Source organism: Mesonia ostreae (assembly GCF_031845265.1).
Lineage (GTDB): Bacteria > Bacteroidota > Bacteroidia > Flavobacteriales > Flavobacteriaceae > Mesonia > Mesonia ostreae.
Genome location: NZ_JAVRBG010000016.1, coordinates 60,058 through 78,549 on the forward strand (window position 1 = coordinate 60,058; position 18,492 = coordinate 78,549).

Annotated in this window: 15 protein-coding genes, 2 tRNA genes, 3 rRNA genes and 1 pseudogene; 14 read left to right on the forward strand and 7 right to left on the reverse strand. The window is 36.7% G+C overall.

What is annotated here, in order from left to right; translation table 11 throughout:
* Positions 1-3 precede the first annotated feature (3 nt).
* The 10 genes and pseudogenes from RLT85_RS13680 (at position 4) to RLT85_RS13720 (ending at position 7,718) form a co-directional block, all read left to right on the forward strand.
* Positions 4-969 carry a stage II sporulation protein M gene (locus RLT85_RS13680; RefSeq protein WP_311402610.1) on the forward strand — a complete coding sequence of 322 codons (966 nt, stop codon included), beginning with the start codon at positions 4-6 and terminating at the stop codon, positions 967-969.
* The gene (locus RLT85_RS13685) at positions 962-1,855 is read left to right on the forward strand and encodes a hypothetical protein (protein ID WP_311402611.1); all 894 of its coding nucleotides are present in this window, start codon (positions 962-964) and stop codon (positions 1,853-1,855) included. The genes RLT85_RS13680 and RLT85_RS13685 overlap by 8 nt, the downstream gene beginning before the upstream one ends.
* Before the next feature lie 3 nt (positions 1,856-1,858).
* Entirely contained in the window at positions 1,859-2,623 is a 765-nt protein-coding gene (locus tag RLT85_RS13690; RefSeq protein ID WP_311402612.1) for a DUF4129 domain-containing protein, read from the forward strand.
* Entirely contained in the window at positions 2,616-3,821 is a 1,206-nt protein-coding gene (locus RLT85_RS13695; protein ID WP_311402613.1) for a DUF4350 domain-containing protein, read from the forward strand. The genes RLT85_RS13690 and RLT85_RS13695 overlap by 8 nt, the downstream gene beginning before the upstream one ends.
* 7 nt (positions 3,822-3,828) lie before the next feature.
* Positions 3,829-4,848, forward strand: a complete 1,020-nt coding sequence (locus RLT85_RS13700; RefSeq protein WP_311402614.1) for an AAA family ATPase — start codon at positions 3,829-3,831, stop codon at positions 4,846-4,848.
* 2 nt (positions 4,849-4,850) lie between these two features.
* Positions 4,851-6,182 (forward strand): DUF58 domain-containing protein, encoded by a 1,332-nt coding sequence (locus RLT85_RS13705; RefSeq protein WP_311402615.1) that lies wholly within the window; start codon positions 4,851-4,853, stop codon positions 6,180-6,182.
* A gap of 102 nt (positions 6,183-6,284) precedes the next feature.
* Positions 6,285-6,461, forward strand: a complete 177-nt coding sequence (locus RLT85_RS13710) for a hypothetical protein (protein WP_311402616.1) — start codon at positions 6,285-6,287, stop codon at positions 6,459-6,461.
* Positions 6,427-6,507: pseudogene (locus RLT85_RS15105) on the forward strand (hypothetical protein); the annotation flags it as partial. The gene RLT85_RS13710 and the pseudogene RLT85_RS15105, both read left to right, overlap by 35 nt.
* 68 nt (positions 6,508-6,575) lie before the next feature.
* Positions 6,576-6,698, forward strand: coding sequence for a DUF2141 domain-containing protein (locus RLT85_RS13715; protein WP_311402617.1), 123 nt, complete (start codon positions 6,576-6,578; stop codon positions 6,696-6,698).
* 78 nt (positions 6,699-6,776) lie between these two features.
* Entirely contained in the window at positions 6,777-7,718 is a 942-nt protein-coding gene (locus tag RLT85_RS13720) for a hydrogen peroxide-inducible genes activator (protein ID WP_311402618.1), read from the forward strand.
* A gap of 37 nt (positions 7,719-7,755) precedes the next feature.
* Here the strand turns inward: RLT85_RS13720 and RLT85_RS13725 are convergent, their stop codons facing one another.
* Together RLT85_RS13725 and RLT85_RS13730 are read right to left on the reverse strand one after the other, a co-directional pair.
* Positions 7,756-7,953, reverse strand: a complete 198-nt coding sequence (locus RLT85_RS13725) for a hypothetical protein (protein WP_311402619.1) — start codon at positions 7,951-7,953, stop codon at positions 7,756-7,758.
* Between the two features lie 146 nt (positions 7,954-8,099).
* Positions 8,100-8,576 carry a DUF4442 domain-containing protein gene (locus tag RLT85_RS13730; protein WP_311402620.1) on the reverse strand — a complete coding sequence of 159 codons (477 nt, stop codon included), beginning with the start codon at positions 8,574-8,576 and terminating at the stop codon, positions 8,100-8,102.
* 111 nt (positions 8,577-8,687) lie between these two features.
* On the opposite strand from RLT85_RS13730, the gene RLT85_RS13735 reads away from it, so the two are divergent.
* From RLT85_RS13735 to RLT85_RS13750, 4 genes are read left to right on the forward strand one after another with little or no spacing between them, the layout of a single operon-like run.
* Entirely contained in the window at positions 8,688-9,209 is a 522-nt protein-coding gene (locus RLT85_RS13735; RefSeq protein ID WP_311402621.1) for a DUF4870 domain-containing protein, read from the forward strand.
* Positions 9,206-9,550, forward strand: a complete 345-nt coding sequence (locus RLT85_RS13740) for a PadR family transcriptional regulator (protein ID WP_311402622.1) — start codon at positions 9,206-9,208, stop codon at positions 9,548-9,550. The genes RLT85_RS13735 and RLT85_RS13740 overlap by 4 nt, the downstream gene beginning before the upstream one ends.
* Positions 9,543-11,282 carry a PspC domain-containing protein gene (locus RLT85_RS13745; protein ID WP_311402623.1) on the forward strand — a complete coding sequence of 580 codons (1,740 nt, stop codon included), beginning with the start codon at positions 9,543-9,545 and terminating at the stop codon, positions 11,280-11,282. Before RLT85_RS13740 ends, RLT85_RS13745 begins: the two co-directional genes overlap by 8 nt.
* A gap of 28 nt (positions 11,283-11,310) precedes the next feature.
* On the forward strand, positions 11,311-12,042 hold the full coding sequence (locus tag RLT85_RS13750) for a head GIN domain-containing protein (RefSeq protein ID WP_311402624.1): 732 nt from the start codon (positions 11,311-11,313) through the stop codon (positions 12,040-12,042).
* A gap of 676 nt (positions 12,043-12,718) precedes the next feature.
* Here RLT85_RS13750 and rrf read toward each other — a convergent pair.
* The 5 genes from rrf to RLT85_RS13775 form a co-directional block, all read right to left on the reverse strand.
* Positions 12,719-12,827, reverse strand: a 5S ribosomal RNA gene (gene rrf / locus RLT85_RS13755).
* Positions 12,828-12,959: 132 nt separating this feature from the next.
* Positions 12,960-15,792 (reverse strand): 23S ribosomal RNA (locus RLT85_RS13760).
* 166 nt (positions 15,793-15,958) lie between these two features.
* Positions 15,959-16,032: transfer RNA gene (locus tag RLT85_RS13765), tRNA-Ala, on the reverse strand.
* A 157-nt stretch (positions 16,033-16,189) separates the two neighbouring features.
* Positions 16,190-16,263 (reverse strand) — tRNA-Ile (locus RLT85_RS13770).
* 108 nt (positions 16,264-16,371) lie between these two features.
* Positions 16,372-17,895, reverse strand: a 16S ribosomal RNA gene (locus RLT85_RS13775).
* Together the 16S, 23S and 5S rRNA genes with 2 tRNA genes alongside form the textbook arrangement of a ribosomal RNA operon.
* Positions 17,896-18,492 lie beyond the last annotated feature (597 nt).

Sequence of the window (18,492 nt, forward strand, 5' to 3'; positions counted from 1 at the left end):
ATTATGCGTGAGGCTGCTTTTGTAAAGCAAAATAAGGACAAATGGGTAACATTTGAAAATGTTATTGACAATAATGCAAAAATTTCACCCGATGAACTTTCCGCTTTATATATTGAAATCACAGATCATTTAAGTTACGCGCAAACTTTCTACCCAAAAAGTAAAACATTACTTTACCTTAATTCTTTATCCGCGAAAGCGCATCAAAAGATTTATAAGACTAAAAAAGAGTCGAAAGGAAGAATATTTTCATTTTTTTTGAAGGAATTTCCAGAACAATTTTACCTACATCAAAAGCAATTATTGATTAGTTTCTTGGTTTTTGCGCTATTTTGTATCGTAGGTGCGTATTCTGCTGCCAATGAGCAAGCTTTTGTACGCTCTATTTTGGGAGATGCCTATGTTAATATGACTTTAGATAACATAGATAAAGGCGATCCCATGCGCGTTTATAAAGAAATGCAAGAGATGAATATGTTTTTGGGAATTACTATTAATAATATTCGGGTAGGCTTAATGGCCTATGTTCTCGGCATCTTTTTAGGTCTAGGCACTTTATATGTATTGATGAAAAATGCGATTATGTTGGGTTCTTTTCAATACTTTTTTTACGACAAAGGTTTGTTGTGGGAGTCTGTAAGAACCATTTGGATTCATGGAACCATAGAAATCTCTGTAATTATTGTTGCTGGTTGCGCAGGTCTTGTGGTGGGAAAAAGTATTCTTTTTCCTGGAACTTACACCCGACTTCAATCTTTTATTAACGGAATAAAAGACGGACTGAAAATTATCATCAGTACAATTCCATTTTTTATAATTGCCGGTTTTTTAGAAGGATTTGTAACGCGCCAAACCCAAATGCCAGACTGGTTAGCAATTTTTATAATTGCTGCATCCTTATTTTTAATTGTTTACTATTATATTATCTATCCTATTCAACTTCATAAAAAACAACTAAAGCATGTTTGATTCCTACATACAATTTAAGAAAGAAAGAGAGATTGGAGAAATTCTAAGCGATACCTTCAAATTTATAAGAGAGAATGTAAAGCCTTTATTTAAAGTGCTTTTAAGTACCGTGGCGATCCCTTTTATCATTTTGATTTTTGCGATTACCTATTACACCTATTCTACAAGTCAGCAAAGCTTCGATCTTATTTCTATTATGAACGGTTCTGATGATTTTTCTAACGGATTAGCAGATTTTTATTCTTCTATCTTTCTAGGTTCTCTTATTTTGCTCGTTGCTTCTGCTATATTTTATGCTTTTCTAGTGAGCGCTATTCATTATGCCGTAAAATCCTATATAAAAAATGAAGGAGTTATTGTGATTGAAAAGGTGAGCATCGCTGTAAAAGAGAATTGGCTTAATTACTTAGGAATGAGTTTTCTAATAGGGATTTTAAGTTTTGTAGGTTTTATGCTCTGTTTTTTACCAGGCATCTATATTGGCGTAGTACTTACTTTTATGTATTCTATTTATGCGTTTGATAATTTAAGCATTGGAGAATCTTTCTCGTATTCCTTTCAATTGATAAAAAACAACTGGTGGATGTCGTTTTTAGCTATGTTGATTACGTATATTTTGGTCTATATTCTTAGCCTTATTTTTCAATTACCAGCTATCATTTATATGTTTGTAAAAGGTTTTACGATGTCTCAAGAAGGAAGTCTTAGCGATCCTAGTTCTATGTTTGACTGGGGTTACGTGATTCTAACTACCATTTCTAGTATTGGTCAATATTTATTTTACATCATCTTTGTTGTAGCCTGTATTTTCATCTATTTTAACCTTAATGAAAAGAAAAATCAATCTGGTACTTATGAAGAAATTGAAAGCTTAGGAAACCAATAAACCATGCGGCAGCTACTCTTTATTCTTCTTTTTTGTGCGATATCTAGCTTTTCGGTACAAGCGGAAACCTTAGTCAAAAACGATTCTATTAAAGAAGTAACCTATGACAAGAGAGAAAATGTAACTCCTGTAAATTTTCAGAAAGAAAGCTTAGAGAAATATAAAGAACAAGATGCGTTTAACTATTTAGAAGAAGAGCAAGTAGAAAGCTGGTGGAGCAATTTTAAGCGCTGGCTTTTTAATATTTTTGATACGATTTGGAATTATCTTTTCGGCGATTTAGAAGCCAAAGGATTTGTAGGATTTTTACTGAAATCTATTCCTTACTTAGTTATTGGTGGTATTATAGCCCTCATCGTTTGGCTTTTTATCAAACTAAATCCTGGAAAAGGTTTGGGTACTAAAAATAAGGAGCAAGAAGTTTTCTTATCGGAAGAGCAAGAAATCATAGAGAATAAAAATATTGAAGCGCTCATTGAGGAAGCCATCGCAAATGGCGATTTAAGATTAGCCGTACGGTTTTACTACCTTCTTATTTTAAGAGAACTAAAAGACAATCAGCTGATTGCGTACGAGCAAGAAAAAACAAATGAAGATTACCTGAAGGAAATCAAATCAGACCAACTTAGCAATCCTTTTGAAAAACTAACCCACTTGTACGATTTTGTATGGTATGGAAATTTCTCTATCAATTCGCAGCAATACAAAACTGCAGAGGAAGATTTTTTAACGCTAAAACAGCAAATTAATTCTCCTTCGCATGACTAAGCGTTATAAAATATTATTAGGAGTCTTGATTCTCCTATTGGGTTCTTTGGTTTTTTTTGAAGCCAATCAAAAAGAGCCTGTCAATTGGTTTCCCTCCTACTCCAACAAAGATAAAATTCCTTTAGGAACATTTGTTTTCTTTCAGGAACTAGAAAAAAAGGTCTCCAATTTAGAAGAAATTAACGTACCGCCTTTTGAATTTTTAAAATACGGCGGAATTGAGTCAGGAACCTATTTCTTTATAGGAAACTCTTTAATGTTTGATAAAGCCGAAGCAAAACAATTACTGAATTGGGTAGACAAAGGGAATACGCTTTTCGTAGCAAGTAACAATATTGGCAGCACTCTTTTAGACACCTTAAAACTGAGTCAGAAGAGCCGAGTTAGAAAAAACGGATTGGAAAATTTTCCGCAGTATAACTTAGTGAATCCTCAATTAATATCAGATTCGTTACACACTTTTCAGAAAGATAAAGAAATTGTCCATTTTAATGAGATAGATACGCTTAATCAACGCGTTTTAGGCTTGGTAAAGATTAAAGACGAAAACCTAAAAGAACCTGAAGATTTTATCAATTTTATAGAAGCTCCGTTTGGAAAAGGCAACATATTAATTCATTCGTCTCCAGAAGTATTCAGTAATTTTTTCTTACTTTCTAAGGGACAGCAATACAGGTATACTCAAAAAGTACTTTCCTATTTAGATATGAATGCCGCTCATTTTTATTGGGACAACCATTATTCTGGAGGAAAAACCTTCAATACTTCGCCGCTTTATATTTTGCTCAACAATAAGTATTTAAAATGGTCCTATTATTTTATATTGATTGGAGCTATTGTATTTGTACTTTTTGAAGGGAAAAGGAAGCAAAAAAGCATTCCGATAAGAAATCCGTTAAAGAATAAAACCTATGAATACACCCAAACCATTGCAGGAATGTATTTAGAAAGAAATGATCATACTGGCATTGCGCATAAAATGATCGATCAATTTTACTTAGATTTAAGACAAAAATACCATATCAATACTCAAGCGAGCAATACCAATTTAATTAGCGATATTGCTCATAAAACAGATCATCCCTATGAAGATGTAAAAGAACTTATAGACTATTTACAACTTCAGCAACAAAATACTGCGATTTCTAAAGAAGAACTCAAAGAAATCAATTATAGAATTACCAACTTCAAACCCTAATTTTTGAATGGAAAACGAGGCAACATCACCAGAGAATAATTTAGAAAAAGAACAATCTATCCAGTTTGATAACCGGCTTAATTTGGAGCAATTAAAACAAGCGGTAGAAAGTTTAAAGGCACAATTGGCGAAAGTAATTATTGGTCAAGAAAACTTTATAGAACTTCTAATCGTAGGTCTTTTGGCAGAAGGGCACGTTTTGATTGAAGGAGTGCCAGGGATTGCAAAAACCATTACGGCGAAGCTTTTTGCAAAATCGATTAAAACTGAATTTAATAGAATTCAATTTACACCAGATTTGATGCCGAGTGATGTCTTGGGAACGTCTATTTTAAATTCGACGAGTTCTAATTTTGAGTTTAAACCCGGACCTATTTTCTCGAATATCGTTTTGATTGATGAAATTAACCGGGCGCCGGCAAAAACCCAAGCTGCTCTCTTCGAAGTTATGGAAGAACGCCAAGTAACCATGGACGGAAAGGAGTATAAAATGGATCCTCCTTTTATGGTTCTTGCCACACAAAACCCCATAGAACAAGAAGGGACGTATGCTTTACCCGAAGCACAACTGGATCGTTTTATATTTAAAATAAAAGTAGAGTATCCTAATTTGGAACAAGAGGTAGAGATTTTAAAATCTCACCACCAAAGAAAAGAGAAAAAACCTTTAGATTTAATTGAAGCTGTACTAACTCCAGAATTGCTAAATACGTTTAGAAGTCAGGTTCACGAGGTAGTGATCGAAGAAAAAATCATCAACTACATTGCAGAAATTGTTAGTAGAACGAGAAATCATTCCCATTTATTTTTAGGAGCATCACCAAGAGCCTCTATTGCGATTATGAATGCTTCTAAAGCTTACGCTGCGGTCTACGGAAGAGATTTTGTAATCCCTGAAGATGTAAAAAAAGTATTAAATCCCGTATTAAGACACCGAATTATTCTTTCTCCAGAAAGAGAAATGGAAGGCATGACTACTGAAAATGTAGTGGAAATGATTACCAAATCTATTGAAATCCCAAGGTAAGCGTGATTCAGTTTTTTAAATCTTTATATTTTCATACCCGCTTCTTCCTTGCGATAGGCGTTTTTGCTGTGCTATTTTTAGTCAGTTATTGGCTTACGCCCATGTATGCTTATGTATGGTTATTAGCTTTAGCTTTTTTACTACTCACCTTAGCAGATATGGTGCTGCTTTTTAAGCAAAATAGCTTAAAAGCCGAGCGCATTCTACCCGACAAATTCTCGAATAGTGACCTTAATTCAGTAAATATAGAGCTTCAGAGTAAAGCTTCCGTAAAGGTAAACGTAGAGCTTATTGAAGAGATTCCAGTGCAGTTCCAAAAGAGATATTTTTTAAAAACAGTTTCTATTCCGCCAAGGAAAAAAATAAGTACCTCCTATGGATTAAGACCAGTAGAACGCGGCGAATATGTCTTTGGCAATTTAAATGCATATGTTTCGTCTCCTATCAACCTAATTAAAAGAAGATATACCTTTAATAAGGATCAAATGGTAAAAGTGTTTCCTTCTTTTATTCAAATGAAGAAATACGATTTCTTGGCAATTGACAACCGAATTTCTCAAATAGGTCTTAAAAAAATAAGACGTATTGGTCATACGATGGAGTTTGAACAAATTAAAGAATATGTGCAAGGAGATGATATAAGAACCATTAACTGGAAGGCAACTGCCAAGCATCAAGGGATTATGGTGAATCAATACCAAGATGAAAAATCTCAACCTATTTATTCTATTATCGATACAAGTAGAGTGATGAAAATGCCTTTTGATGAGCTTAAATTGGTAGATTATGCGATTAATAGCACTTTGGCTTTTTCTAATATTGCACTTAAGAAAAAAGACAAAGTAGGTATGCTTAGCTTTTCTCATAAGATTGGTAACTATTTACCTGCCAGCAGTAAAATGACTCAGCTGCAACTTATTTTAAATCAGTTATACAACGTAGACACTAAGTTTTTAGACAGTGATTTTGGGTTATTATATGCGCATTTAAAGAGAAAAATTACCCAGCGTAGTCTATTGATGCTTTACACCAACTTCGAGCATATTTCTTCTTTACAACGACAACTCCCCTACTTAAAAGCCATTTCTAAAAAGCATGTGTTGGTGGTAATTTTCTTTAAAAATACAGAGTTGGAAAAATTTAGCGAGGAAGACCCAGAAAATTTATCTAGCATTTACGAGCAAACCATCGCCAACCAGTTTAAGAACGATAAATATTTTATGGCTAAAGAATTAGAAAAACATGGCATACAGACCATATTAACTGCCCCAAACGACCTTTCTATCAATACCATAAATAAGTATTTAGAAATTAAAGCCAGGGGTCTTTTATAGAATAGCTTACAGTTCATTCTTCTCTTATTACAGTTGAGTTCTTACAATATTTTATAACTTAGGATATGTTTTACTTTGTGCTACAATCTAAAAACTCAACTTATGAAAACTTTATTTTTACTTTTGTTAATGGCAGTTTCTCAGCAGATTACTGCGCAAGGGACCGCAACCATGAACATCATTATTGAGAATATCGCTAATGATGATGGAGAAATTCTTTTAGGTATGTCCACAGGAAGGTTTTATGAAGACCAAACCGGATTTTTCTGCAACTTCTAAAATTAAGGATGGTAAAGCGATCATAACTTTTAAAGATGTTCCTTACGGCAGCTATGCTATCTCTTCTTTTCATGATAAAACGGAAATAAACAAATGGACTTTTAATCCAGCGGAATGCCTAAAGAGAGATACGGGGTTTCAAACAATCCTGTATTGGTGGGACCTCCTACTTGGGAGGATGCCAAATTTGAAGTAAAAACAACGGTAAAAGAAGTGACTATTAAGTTTCAAGTATAAGAAAATCTTATATTTTTAGAAAACATTAATAAATTTATCTGATGGTATAAGTATCTTTGCTTTATAAAGCTTTTTACTATGACGATTACTCAACTGCATTATGTTTTGGCTGTCGCCGAATATCAAAACTTTACCAAAGCTGCTCAAAAAGTATTTGTAACGCAACCTACGTTGAGTATGCAAATACAAAAGCTAGAGGAAGAATTAAAGATTCAAATATTTGATAGATCTAAAAAACCTATTGAATTAACCGATGTAGGTAGAAAAATAGTGCATCAGGCAAAAAATATTGTAAATGAAAGTGATCGAATTCAGGATATTGTAGATCAGCAAAAAGGTTTTATTGGAGGAGAGTTTCGCTTAGGGATAATTCCAACCGTAATGCCCACGTTGCTTCCCATGTTTTTAAGGAATTTCACCAATAAATATCCTAAGGTAAAACTTAAGATTGAAGAGCTGCATACCGAAGCTATTATTGAAAAGCTCAAAGACGGTCATCTAGATGCCGCGATTGCTGCAACACCACTAGAACAAGAGAATATAAAAGAATGGGCTTTATATTACGAGCCTTTTGTGGCGTATGTGCCACCAAGCCACCCGTTATACCCTAACAAGAAATTAAATGTAGATGATTTAAATATTGATCAAATTTTACTTTTAGAAGATGGTCATTGCTTTAAAGAAGGGATTCTTAACTTATGCAAAACGAATAAGAGTTATGAGGAGAGTTCTTTTCAATTAGAAAGCGGAAGTTTTGAAACGCTAATAAAACTTTCTAATGAAGGAATGGGCATGACTTTATTGCCTTATTTACACACCTTAGATTTACACGAGAAAGAGAAAGAAAATTTAAAAATGTTTGAAGAACCTATACCAGCAAGATCGGTGAGTATTATCTTTCATAAGAGTGAATTAAAAATTCAAATAATAGAGGCATTGCATCAAATTATTGCTGGAGTTATAAAAGGAGCAATAGCATTTCAAAATGTAAAGATTATTAGTCCGTTGCCTAAAAAATAAAAAAATGCGATGTTTAAAAACATCGCATTTTTTTATTTTATGCTTTTAAATAGATTAACGAATCTTTTAGATTCGGGTTTTGACTTACCAAAAGTAAAATATAGTCTCTCAATTCATCCACTTCATGGGGTAAAAGACGGGAAACTGCTTTTTCAACTTCTTTGCAAAACAAAACAACATCAAAACTCACCTTTTGCAAGACGGTTTTGGTGTATTCAAACATCGCTCTAGACATAATTCAAATTATTATAAGTTAGTTAAGGTAGAGGTGTTCTATAAACGATATATTTAAATTGAAACTGAATTTAAGCATTTATTTACACTTTAGCTTAAAAATATGCAAAAAATTATAATTATTTAACGTATGGGGTTAACTTTTTTTTAAGATTTCACTTTAATGGTCCATTCAAAATCCATAGTGGAAACCATTTCCCCCTTCTCATTCAGTCCTTTAGCTTGCATCCAACAAGTTTGAGGTTCTTTGGTTTCTAATGCTTTTTCGATCGCTTTTTTAATTTTAATTCCGTCAAGACAAGTAAAGGTAATTCGCCCAGTTGCTTTTTTAGTAAACTCAGCTTTATTTCTAGCCACTAGCATAGATATAGATTGTTTATGACTGCGTATGTAGATCATTACCAAAGCTCCAGTGCTTAATTCTGCAGCCATCATTTGAACCGCAAAGTACATCGAGTTGAAAGGGTTTTGATTAATCCACCTAAATTTTACAGAGGTTTCACAAGCCTCTTCGTTAATTTTTTTCAATCTCACTCCGCTCCACCAACTTGCAGGTAACTTAAAAAACGTAAACCAGTTAATTTTACTAGGACTAAGCATATCTTTTTGACGTAAGTTATTCATTTTTTAGATACCTAATTCACCTTCAGAGTAAAATTATTTGTTAAATTTTAGTACTTTGTATTGCATAATACCTTTTAATAGACATATATTTGCATAGTAATATAATGTCTTATGCCTACTATAGAAAATAAAACCTGGTCTGTCGCCACTCACGCAAGTACTTTTAGCAAGTATTTCTTACCATTTGGAAATCTATTAATTCCGTTAAGTATTTTAGTGGTTAAGAAAAAAGAAGCCTTTGTGGTAGAGCAAAGTAAAGAATCGCTCAACTTTCAATTAACAATTTATGTTTACTACGCGCTTTGGATTGGCACAAGTCTCATCGCTGCTATTATTTTAGGATTTAATTTTGGACACCTAAATGAATTCTACTTTTCAGAAAACGGCCTTAACATTTCCAACACCAAAGACTTTATCCTTGGTCCATATCTTATTTATTTCGCTGTAGTTATTATCACTGGATTAGCCATTTTCCTTTTTGATGTATTATGCGTGATACAAGCAAGTATAAGTGTTAGTGAGGGAAAGAATTTTAAATACCCTTTAAGTCTTCACATCCTAAATAAGAAATCATTTCTTACATCATCATCAAAAAATGAACAGTTTCACAACACTCAAAATGAAAGCCTATGAAAATTGAAAACACCAAGGCGCAAATGCGAAAAGGGGTTTTAGAATATTGCATACTCTCTATTCTCAAAGATAAGGACGCCTATGTAGCAGAAATATTAGAAACCCTTAAAGACGCCAAACTACTGGTTGTAGAAGGGACAATTTATCCGCTTTTAACCCGACTTAAAAACGCAGGTCTGCTTAGTTATAGATGGGAAGAATCTACTAGCGGACCGCCAAGAAAATACTATGGTTTAACCGAAACCGGACAACTTTTTTTAACCGAACTCTCTACTACTTGGGACAACCTTCAAACGGCTGTCACTATTGTTACAACTCAAAAAAATAACTCTCATGAATAAAACCGTAAATATTAACCTAGCCGGAATTTTCTTCCACATCGATGAGGATGCTTTTTTAAAGCTGAATGATTACTTAAATGCTATTAAAAGATCTTTTACAGATGCTCAAGGAAGAGAAGAGATTATTCAAGATATAGAAGCTCGTATTGCTGAATTGTTTTCAGAAAAAATGAGGTCTGAAAAGCAAGTCGTAAGCATTCGCGAAGTAGAAGCTGTCATAGAAATCATGGGGCAACCCGAAGATTATAGAGTAGATGATGATATTTTTGAAGATGAAGAACCTAGAAGTGATCGTAATAATACTACTAAAAGCAAAAAACCTAAAAAACTTTATAGAGACCGTGACGATAGTTACATCGCAGGAGTAAGTTCTGGACTAGCGCATTACCTACATATTGATTCCATTTGGGTAAGAATACTTTTTGTACTGCTTACCATCATATCTTCAGGAAGTTTTATTCTCGTCTACATTATTTTCTGGATTATTGTTCCAGAAGCGCTTACCACTTCAGAAAAATTAGAAATGAAGGGCGAGCCTATCAATATTAGCAATATCGAAAAAAAGGTGAAAGAGGGTTTTGATACCGTTTCTGATAAGTTTAAAGATGTAGATTATAAAAAATACACCCAAAAAGCGAATCAAGGGAGCTCTCAATTATTTCAATCTTTAGGAGATTTCATTGTCACCTTTCTAAAAATTATAGGAAAATTTATAGGAATTCTTATCCTTTTATTTGCAGGAGTAGGTTTAATCGCTCTGCTTTTTAGTATGTTAAGTTTAGGAACTTTTGGGATATTTAATGCCCCTTGGATGGATTATATAGAGATGGTAGATATTGGGGTTCCCATTTGGTTGGCAAGTCTAATCCTCTTCCTTACAGCGGCGATACCTTTATTTCTACTCTTCTTATTAGGGTTAAAAATTGTCGTTCATAACTTACAATCTATAGGAACTTTTGCAAAACTAACCTTATTGGCAGTATGGCTTTTAAGTATTTTTACGATTGCTTTTTTGGGAATAAGACAAGCCTCACAAAGAGCTTTTGAAGAAGATGTAGTCATCAAACAAGACCTCCCTATTCGTTCTAAAGACACCTTATATCTTAAGATGAGAGATAACAATTGGATGCATACTTCTTTAGAAAGAGATGACGATGTGCAAATAAAATACAATCAAAATAATGAAAAAATCCTCTTTTCTAAAGACATCAGACTCATAGTAAAATCTATCACCGACAGTTTGGCAAAAGTTGAAATCGTAAAATCTGCTAATGGACACGATTATACCCAAGCTAGAGAAAGAGCTAATAAGATTGTATTCAGTACGGAGTTTATAAATAACACGCTATACCTTGACGGATTTTTTACAACGGATTTTAAAAATAAATATTTCAGTCAAGAAGTTAAGGTTACCTTATACCTTCCTGAGGGATCTATTCTTTTTGCTGATGAGAACACCAGAACATACCATAGAAACTATTCTAGGTATGAAGATATTTTAGAAAGCGGACAAGAATCTAACTACTTAGTAGTAGAAAAAAACAAGCTAAACTGTTTTAACTGCGATACGGACACTTCTGAAAATCGGTTTCTTAAAGATTCAAAAAAAGATTCTTTTTTAAATGAGGAAAAAATGGATGATGAAGAAGACAACGAAGATTGGTATCAAGATAATGAAGAATCTACAAAAGCAAAAAAGGATACTCTATCAGTAAGTAAATCAAAAATATAGGAAGATTAATAATTAAAACTAAAGTATCATGTTAACTACCCTAACCAAAATATTTATAAGTATTATTATATCATTTTTACTACTATCCTGTAATGCTAACTTTAATAATGGCGTTACGGGAAAGGGAGAAATAGTTTCCAGAGAGAAAACATTAAACGAAGATTTTGACGAAATTTCTATTGCCATGGGTTGGAAAGTAGAATTAATTTCTTCCGATAAAAATAAAATAATCATGAAAGCAAATGAAAACTTAATTCCTCTTTTAGAATATGAACTCCATAACGGAAGCTTAAGAATAGAATCTGAAAAAACTATCAATAGAGCCAGAAGCAAGCTACTAAAAGTGTATCACAGACAACCTATAGCTAGCTTCAAAACTTCCAGCGGAAGCAGTTTATCCAGCAATGAAAAAATTACTATAGAAAATTTAGACATAAAAACCAGTAGTGGCTCTTCCATAAAGCTGGACATTAAAACTAAAAATGCAGACATAAAAACATCAAGCGGATCTTCTGTAGAGTTAAAAGGAACGGCAATTAACTTTAATTCGAAATCTAGTAGCGGTTCAGAAATTGATGCTAAAAACCTACTCGTGAAAAATGCTAAAATCAAAACAAGCTCTGGAGCCAATATAAGCATAGAAGCAAAAGAATACTTAGAAGCTAATACATCGTCTGGTGGGTCTATTAATTATTATGGAGATCCAGAAAAGAAAAAGCTTAAACAATCTGTTTCTGGGGGAAGTATCAATAAGCGGTAAGTTTACATTGTAAAATCATATCCGTTTAAGTTATATAAAAGGCTGCTCAAAGTATAAATATTTTGAGTGGCTTTTTTGGTTTTAAAGATGTAATTATTTTAGTTGTTATTTTATTGCATCTAATGTTCTTTGAACAAATTCAGCAGATACAGTTAATTCTAAAAATGTTCTATAGTCAACTACTTTGATTCAAGTCAAAATAAAAATGAAAGTTAAAAGAAAAATAATTTTAAGAGAATTTTTTTCTATATTATGCTTATCGAATTTCTGAAGTAATATCTTACTCTAATCTAGATTTATGCTTTACTATGAATAGATATCTCGATAATATATACAAAATAGGTGATTACATTTATTGCTATAGAAACTAAAATAGTGTAACGTGGCTGAGTTATTTTCAACAGCCCCGAAATTTCGGGGGTATCGAAGCCACAATCTCTTTGAAGTAGTCGGAAAGCGAAACTGTAATCGAGTCAAAAAATAATTAGATGTATTTTCCAAATAAAGACTGGTGCACCCCCAAAGCTTCGGGAGTATCCCGCTGCGTTAATCTAGTGTTACAATGTCCCAAGTCGCTTTACAATCGTATGGCCTATCTCTAAATCTACCTAGTCTAATCCTTAAAAAAAGGTCATAAAAAAAACCCTTCACTTAATCTAAGTAAAGGGTTTATAAAAAAAGGCGACGACATACTCTCCCACAATAAGCAGTACCATCTGCGCTAACGGGCTTAACTTCTCTGTTCGGAATGGAAAGAGGTGAGCCCCGTTGCTATAATCACCTTAAACTGGTGATAGGTGTTTGATTGTTATAGCAAACAGCCATCTAATAAGTTGACATATGGAAAAAATAAAAAAGACTTCGAGATAATATACATAGCATTAGGAATTTACCTCCCCCAGTTGCCCGGGGGAAGAGTACATAAGCTATACGGGTTATTAGTACTACTTGGCTATGACATTACTGCCTTTACACCTATAGCCTATCAACGTGGTAGTCTCCCACGACCCTTTAAAGAAATCTCATCTTGTGGTGGGTTTCGCGCTTATATGCTTTCAGCGCTTATCCCTTCCAAACGTAGCTACCCAGCAGTGCTCCTGGCGGAACAACTGGTACACCAGAGGTTTGTCCAATCCGGTCCTCTCGTACTAGGATCAGATCCACTCAAATTTCTTGCGCCCACTGTAGATAGAGACCGAACTGTCTCACGACGTTCTGAACCCAGCTCGCGTGCCACTTTAATGGGCGAACAGCCCAACCCTTGGGACCTTCTCCAGCCCCAGGATGTGACGAGCCGACATCGAGGTGCCAAACCCCCCCGTCGATATGAGCTCTTGGGGGAGATCAGCCTGTTATCCCCGGAGTACCTTTTATCCTTTGAGCGATGGCCCTTCCATGCGGAACCACCGGATCACTATGCTCTACTTTCGTACCTGATCGACCTGTATGTCTCTCAGTCAAGCTCCCTTTTGCCATTGCACTCTACACACGATTACCAACCGTGTTGAGGGAACCTTTAGAAGCCTCCGTTACTCTTTTGGAGGCGACCACCCCAGTCAAACTACCCACCAAGCACTGTCCTTCCAGTGGAAGTTAGGCTTCAAACAAGTAAAGGGTGGTATTTCAACAATGACTCCACCACACCTGGCGATGCAGCTTCAACGTCTCCCACCTATCCTACACATCACTTGTCCAAAGTCAATACTAAGCTATAGTAAAGGTTCACGGGGTCTTTTCGTCCCACAGCGGGTAATCGGCATCTTCACCGATACTACAATTTCACCGAGCTCATGGCTGAGACAGTGTCCAGATCGTTGCACCATTCGTGCAGGTCGGAACTTACCCGACAAGGAATTTCGCTACCTTAGGACCGTTATAGTTACGGCCGCCGTTTACCGGGGCTTCAATTCAATGCTTCGCTAATGCTAACATCTCCTCTTAACCTTCCGGCACCGGGCAGGTGTCAGGCCATATACATCATCTTTCGATTTAGCATAGCCCTGTGTTTTTGATAAACAGTCGCCTGGACTCTTTCACTGCGGCCCACATTGCTGTGGGCGACGCTTCTCCCGAAGTTACGCGTCTATTTTGCCTAGTTCCTTAGCCATGAATCTCTCGAGCACCTTAGAATTCTCATCCCAACTACCTGTGTCGGTTTACGGTACAGGCTGCTTTACTCGCTTTTCTTGGAAGTCACTCCCCTGGATTATCACCGCCGCCGTAGCTTAAGTGTACTATCGTAATCTTATCGATTACTTCAACGTACTATTCCGTCAGTACGCACCAAGTTTATGCCTCCGTCACTTTTGTTGTAAAGCAGGTAGCAGAATATTAACTGCTTGTCCATCCACTACCCCTTTCGGGTTCGCGTTAGGTCCTGACTAACCCTCAGCTGATTAGCATAGCTGAGGAAACCTTAGTCTTTCGGTGTGCGGGTTTCTCGCCCGCATTATCGTTACTTATGCCTACATTTTCTTTTGTAACCAATCCAGCATACCTCGCAGTACACCTTCAAATTTGTTACAATGCTCCCCTACCACTTATAACTAATGTCATAAGTCCATAGCTTCGGTAATATGTTTATGCCCGATTATTATCCATGCCGAACCGCTCGACTAGTGAGCTGTTACGCACTCTTTAAATGAATGGCTGCTTCCAAGCCAACATCCTAGCTGTCTAAGCAGTTCAACCTCGTTTATTCAACTTAACATATATTTGGGGACCTTAGCTGATGGTCTGGGTTCTTTCCCTCTCGGACATGGACCTTAGCACCCATGCCCTCACTGATAAAAATCATTTTATAGCATTCGGAGTTTGTCAGGAATTGGTAGGCGGTGAAGCCCCCGCATCCAATCAGTAGCTCTACCTCTATAAAACTAAATTATCGCTGCACCTAAATGCATTTCGGGGAGTACGAGCTATTTCCGAGTTTGATTGGCCTTTCACCCCTACCCTCAGGTCATCCCAAGACTTTTCAACGTCAACGGGTTCGGTCCTCCACTTTGGGTTAACAAAGCTTCAACCTGCCCAAGGGTAGATCACACGGTTTCGCGTCTACCACTACCAACTATATCGCCCTATTAAGACTCGCTTTCGCTACGGCTCCAATTCTTAAAATCTTAACCTTGCTGGCAACGGTAACTCGTAGGCTCATTATGCAAAAGGCACGCCGTCACAAACCGAAGTCTGCTCCGACCGCTTGTAAGCGTATGGTTTCAGGGTCTATTTCACTCCTTTATTCAAGGTTCTTTTCACCTTTCCCTCACGGTACTGGTTCACTATCGGTCTCTCAGTAGTATTTAGCCTTGGCGGATGGTCCCGCCGGATTCATACAGGGTTTCACGTGCCCCGCACTACTCAGGATACCACTATCTTCACTTCCTTTACCTATACCGGGCTGTCACCGTCTTTGGCCAAGCTTTCCAACTTGTTCTAGTTCATCGAGTGTTAAATGTCGTGGTCCTACAACCCCATAACGTCCGTAAACGGTATGGTTTGGGCTTCTGCGCGTTCGCTCGCCGCTACTAGCGCAATCACTATTGTTTTCTCTTCCTCCGGGTACTTAGATGTTTCAGTTCTCCGGGTTTGCCTCCTTGCGGATACTATACCTTCAGTATAGTGGGTTGCCCCATTGGGATATCTGCGGATCAATTTGTATGTGCCAATCCCCGCAGCTTTTCGCAGCTTATCACGTCCTTCATCGCCTCTGAGAGCCTAGGCATTCCCCATACGCCCTTAAAAAGCTTATGTCTTTTACCTAAATTGCTCTTTACTATCTCTAGTAAATTAATTTAATATATTTATTTTCTGTGCTTATAAATAAGCTACAGAGTTCTCTCGTATTCTTTATTCTTTCAATATGTCAATGAACGTTCAATAATTAAAAATTAATAATTATCAATTCTTAATTAAAAAGTGGAGAATATCGGAGTCGAACCGATGACCTCCTGCGTGCAAGGCAGGCGCTCTAGCCAGCTGAGCTAATCCCCCATATACCAGTAGTTAGTACATAGTAGTTAGTAGTTAGACTATAACCACTACTCAACTTCCAGAATTTCCTTTATAATCTTTATGAACTTTTTTAAGCAATAATTAATCTTTCATAATTATTAATTAAATTGTAGCCTTCTTCCTTTAACTACTTTCGTAGTCTCAGGCAGACTCGAACTGCCGACCTCTACATTATCAGTGTAGCGCTCTAACCAGCTGAGCTATGAGACTGCATTATCTTTAGTATATAAATTGACAGAATTAAGATCTTATAAAACTCTTTTAGAGTTCCGTAGTCGATTCTAGTATTGCGCGTGTACTTAAAAGTACTTGCTCTAGAAAGGAGGTGTTCCAGCCGCACCTTCCGGTACGGCTACCTTGTTACGACTTAGCCCTAGTTACCAGTTTTACCCTAGGCCGCCCCTTGCGGTAACGGACTTCAGGTACCCCCAGCTTCCATGGCTTGACGGGCGGTGTGTACAAGGCCCGGGAACGTATTCACCGGATCATGGCTGATATCCGATTACTAGCGATTCCAGCTTCACGGAGTCGAGTTGCAGACTCCGATCCGAACTGTGATAGGGTTTATAGATTCGCTCCTTCTCGCGAAGTGGCTGCTCTCTGTCCCTACCATTGTAGCACGTGTGTGGCCCAGGACGTAAGGGCCGTGATGATTTGACGTCATCCCCACCTTCCTCACGGTTTGCACCGGCAGTCTGGCTAGAGTTCCCGACATCACTCGCTGGCAACTAACCACAGGGGTTGCGCTCGTTATAGGACTTAACCTGACACCTCACGGCACGAGCTGACGACAACCATGCAGCACCTTGTAATCTGTCCGAAGAAATACCTGTTTCCAAGTACGTCAGACTACATTTAAGCCCTGGTAAGGTTCCTCGCGTATCATCGAATTAAACCACATGCTCCACCGCTTGTGCGGGCCCCCGTCAATTCCTTTGAGTTTCATTCTTGCGAACGTACTCCCCAGGTGGGTTACTTATCACTTTCGCTTAGCCACTCAGTCTCAATCGACCAAACAGCTAGTAACCATCGTTTACGGCGTAGACTACCAGGGTATCTAATCCTGTTCGCTACCTACGCTTTCGTCCATCAGTGTCAGTACATTATTAGTGATCTGCCTTCGCAATCGGTATTCTGAGCGATATCTATGCATTTCACCGCTACACCGCTCATTCTAACCACTTCATAATGACTCAAGACCAACAGTATCAATGGCAATTCTACAGTTAAGCTGTAGACTTTCACCACTGACTTATTAGTCCACCTACGGACCCTTTAAACCCAATGATTCCGGATAACGCTTGGATCCTCCGTATTACCGCGGCTGCTGGCACGGAGTTAGCCGATCCTTATTCGTAGAGTACCGTCAATTCTCTTCGCAAAGAGAGGTTTCTTCCTCTATAAAAGCAGTTTACAACCCATAGGGCAGTCTTCCTGCACGCGGCATGGCTGGATCAGAGTTGCCTCCATTGTCCAATATTCCTCACTGCTGCCTCCCGTAGGAGTCTGGTCCGTGTCTCAGTACCAGTGTGGGGGATCTCCCTCTCAGGACCCCTACCCATCGCTGCCTTGGTAAGCCGTTACCTTACCAACTAACTAATGGGACGCATACTCATCTATTACCACCGTAGTTTTAATTAAAAAATGATGCCATCTCTTAATACTATGGAGGGTTAATCCAAATTTCTTCGGGCTATACTCCAGTAATAGGCAGATTGTATACGCGTTACTCACCCGTGCGCCACTCGTCATCTGGTGCAAGCACCAATGTTACCGTTCGACTTGCATGTGTTAAGCCTGCCGCTAGCGTTCATCCTGAGCCAGGATCAAACTCTTCATCGTTGTTTCATTATAATTTTACAATACTATAACTAATCAACTGGAATTTTTAATTACCGAAATTTACATCTCAGTAAAGACTCAAAATTATTCTATAAAATCTTAATCTTTATTCGTTTCTTTTTAAATAACTTGCGCTATTCTAAAGATACACTGTCAATTCAATACTTCAATGAACTTATTTAAAAGCTACTCTCATAACTTTTCTAGTTAAAATAAAAGGAATCGAACCTCTTCTTTTCTCGCCCATCCAAGGGATTTTAAATTTAATTTTTTTAAGAACTCTTAACACTTATCGTGTTAGCGGCTGCAAATGTAAAACGTTTTTTCTTTGTGGCAAAATAAAAATTGAAATAATTTTTATTTTTTTTCAGAAGCCAAAACTTTTTAAGAACGCACCCAACTAATTCGCTAAGCGGACGCAAAACTAATACTTATTTTTACTATCACAAGGCTTTTTTGAAAAAATATTTAAAACTTTTTTTTTCGAAAAACAATCCCTAAATAATCAATGAACTACCGCGCCAAAGCGGGGTGCAAATATACAACCTTTTATTCCTTTCTAACAAAAAAAATCTTAGATTTATTTTATATTTTTTT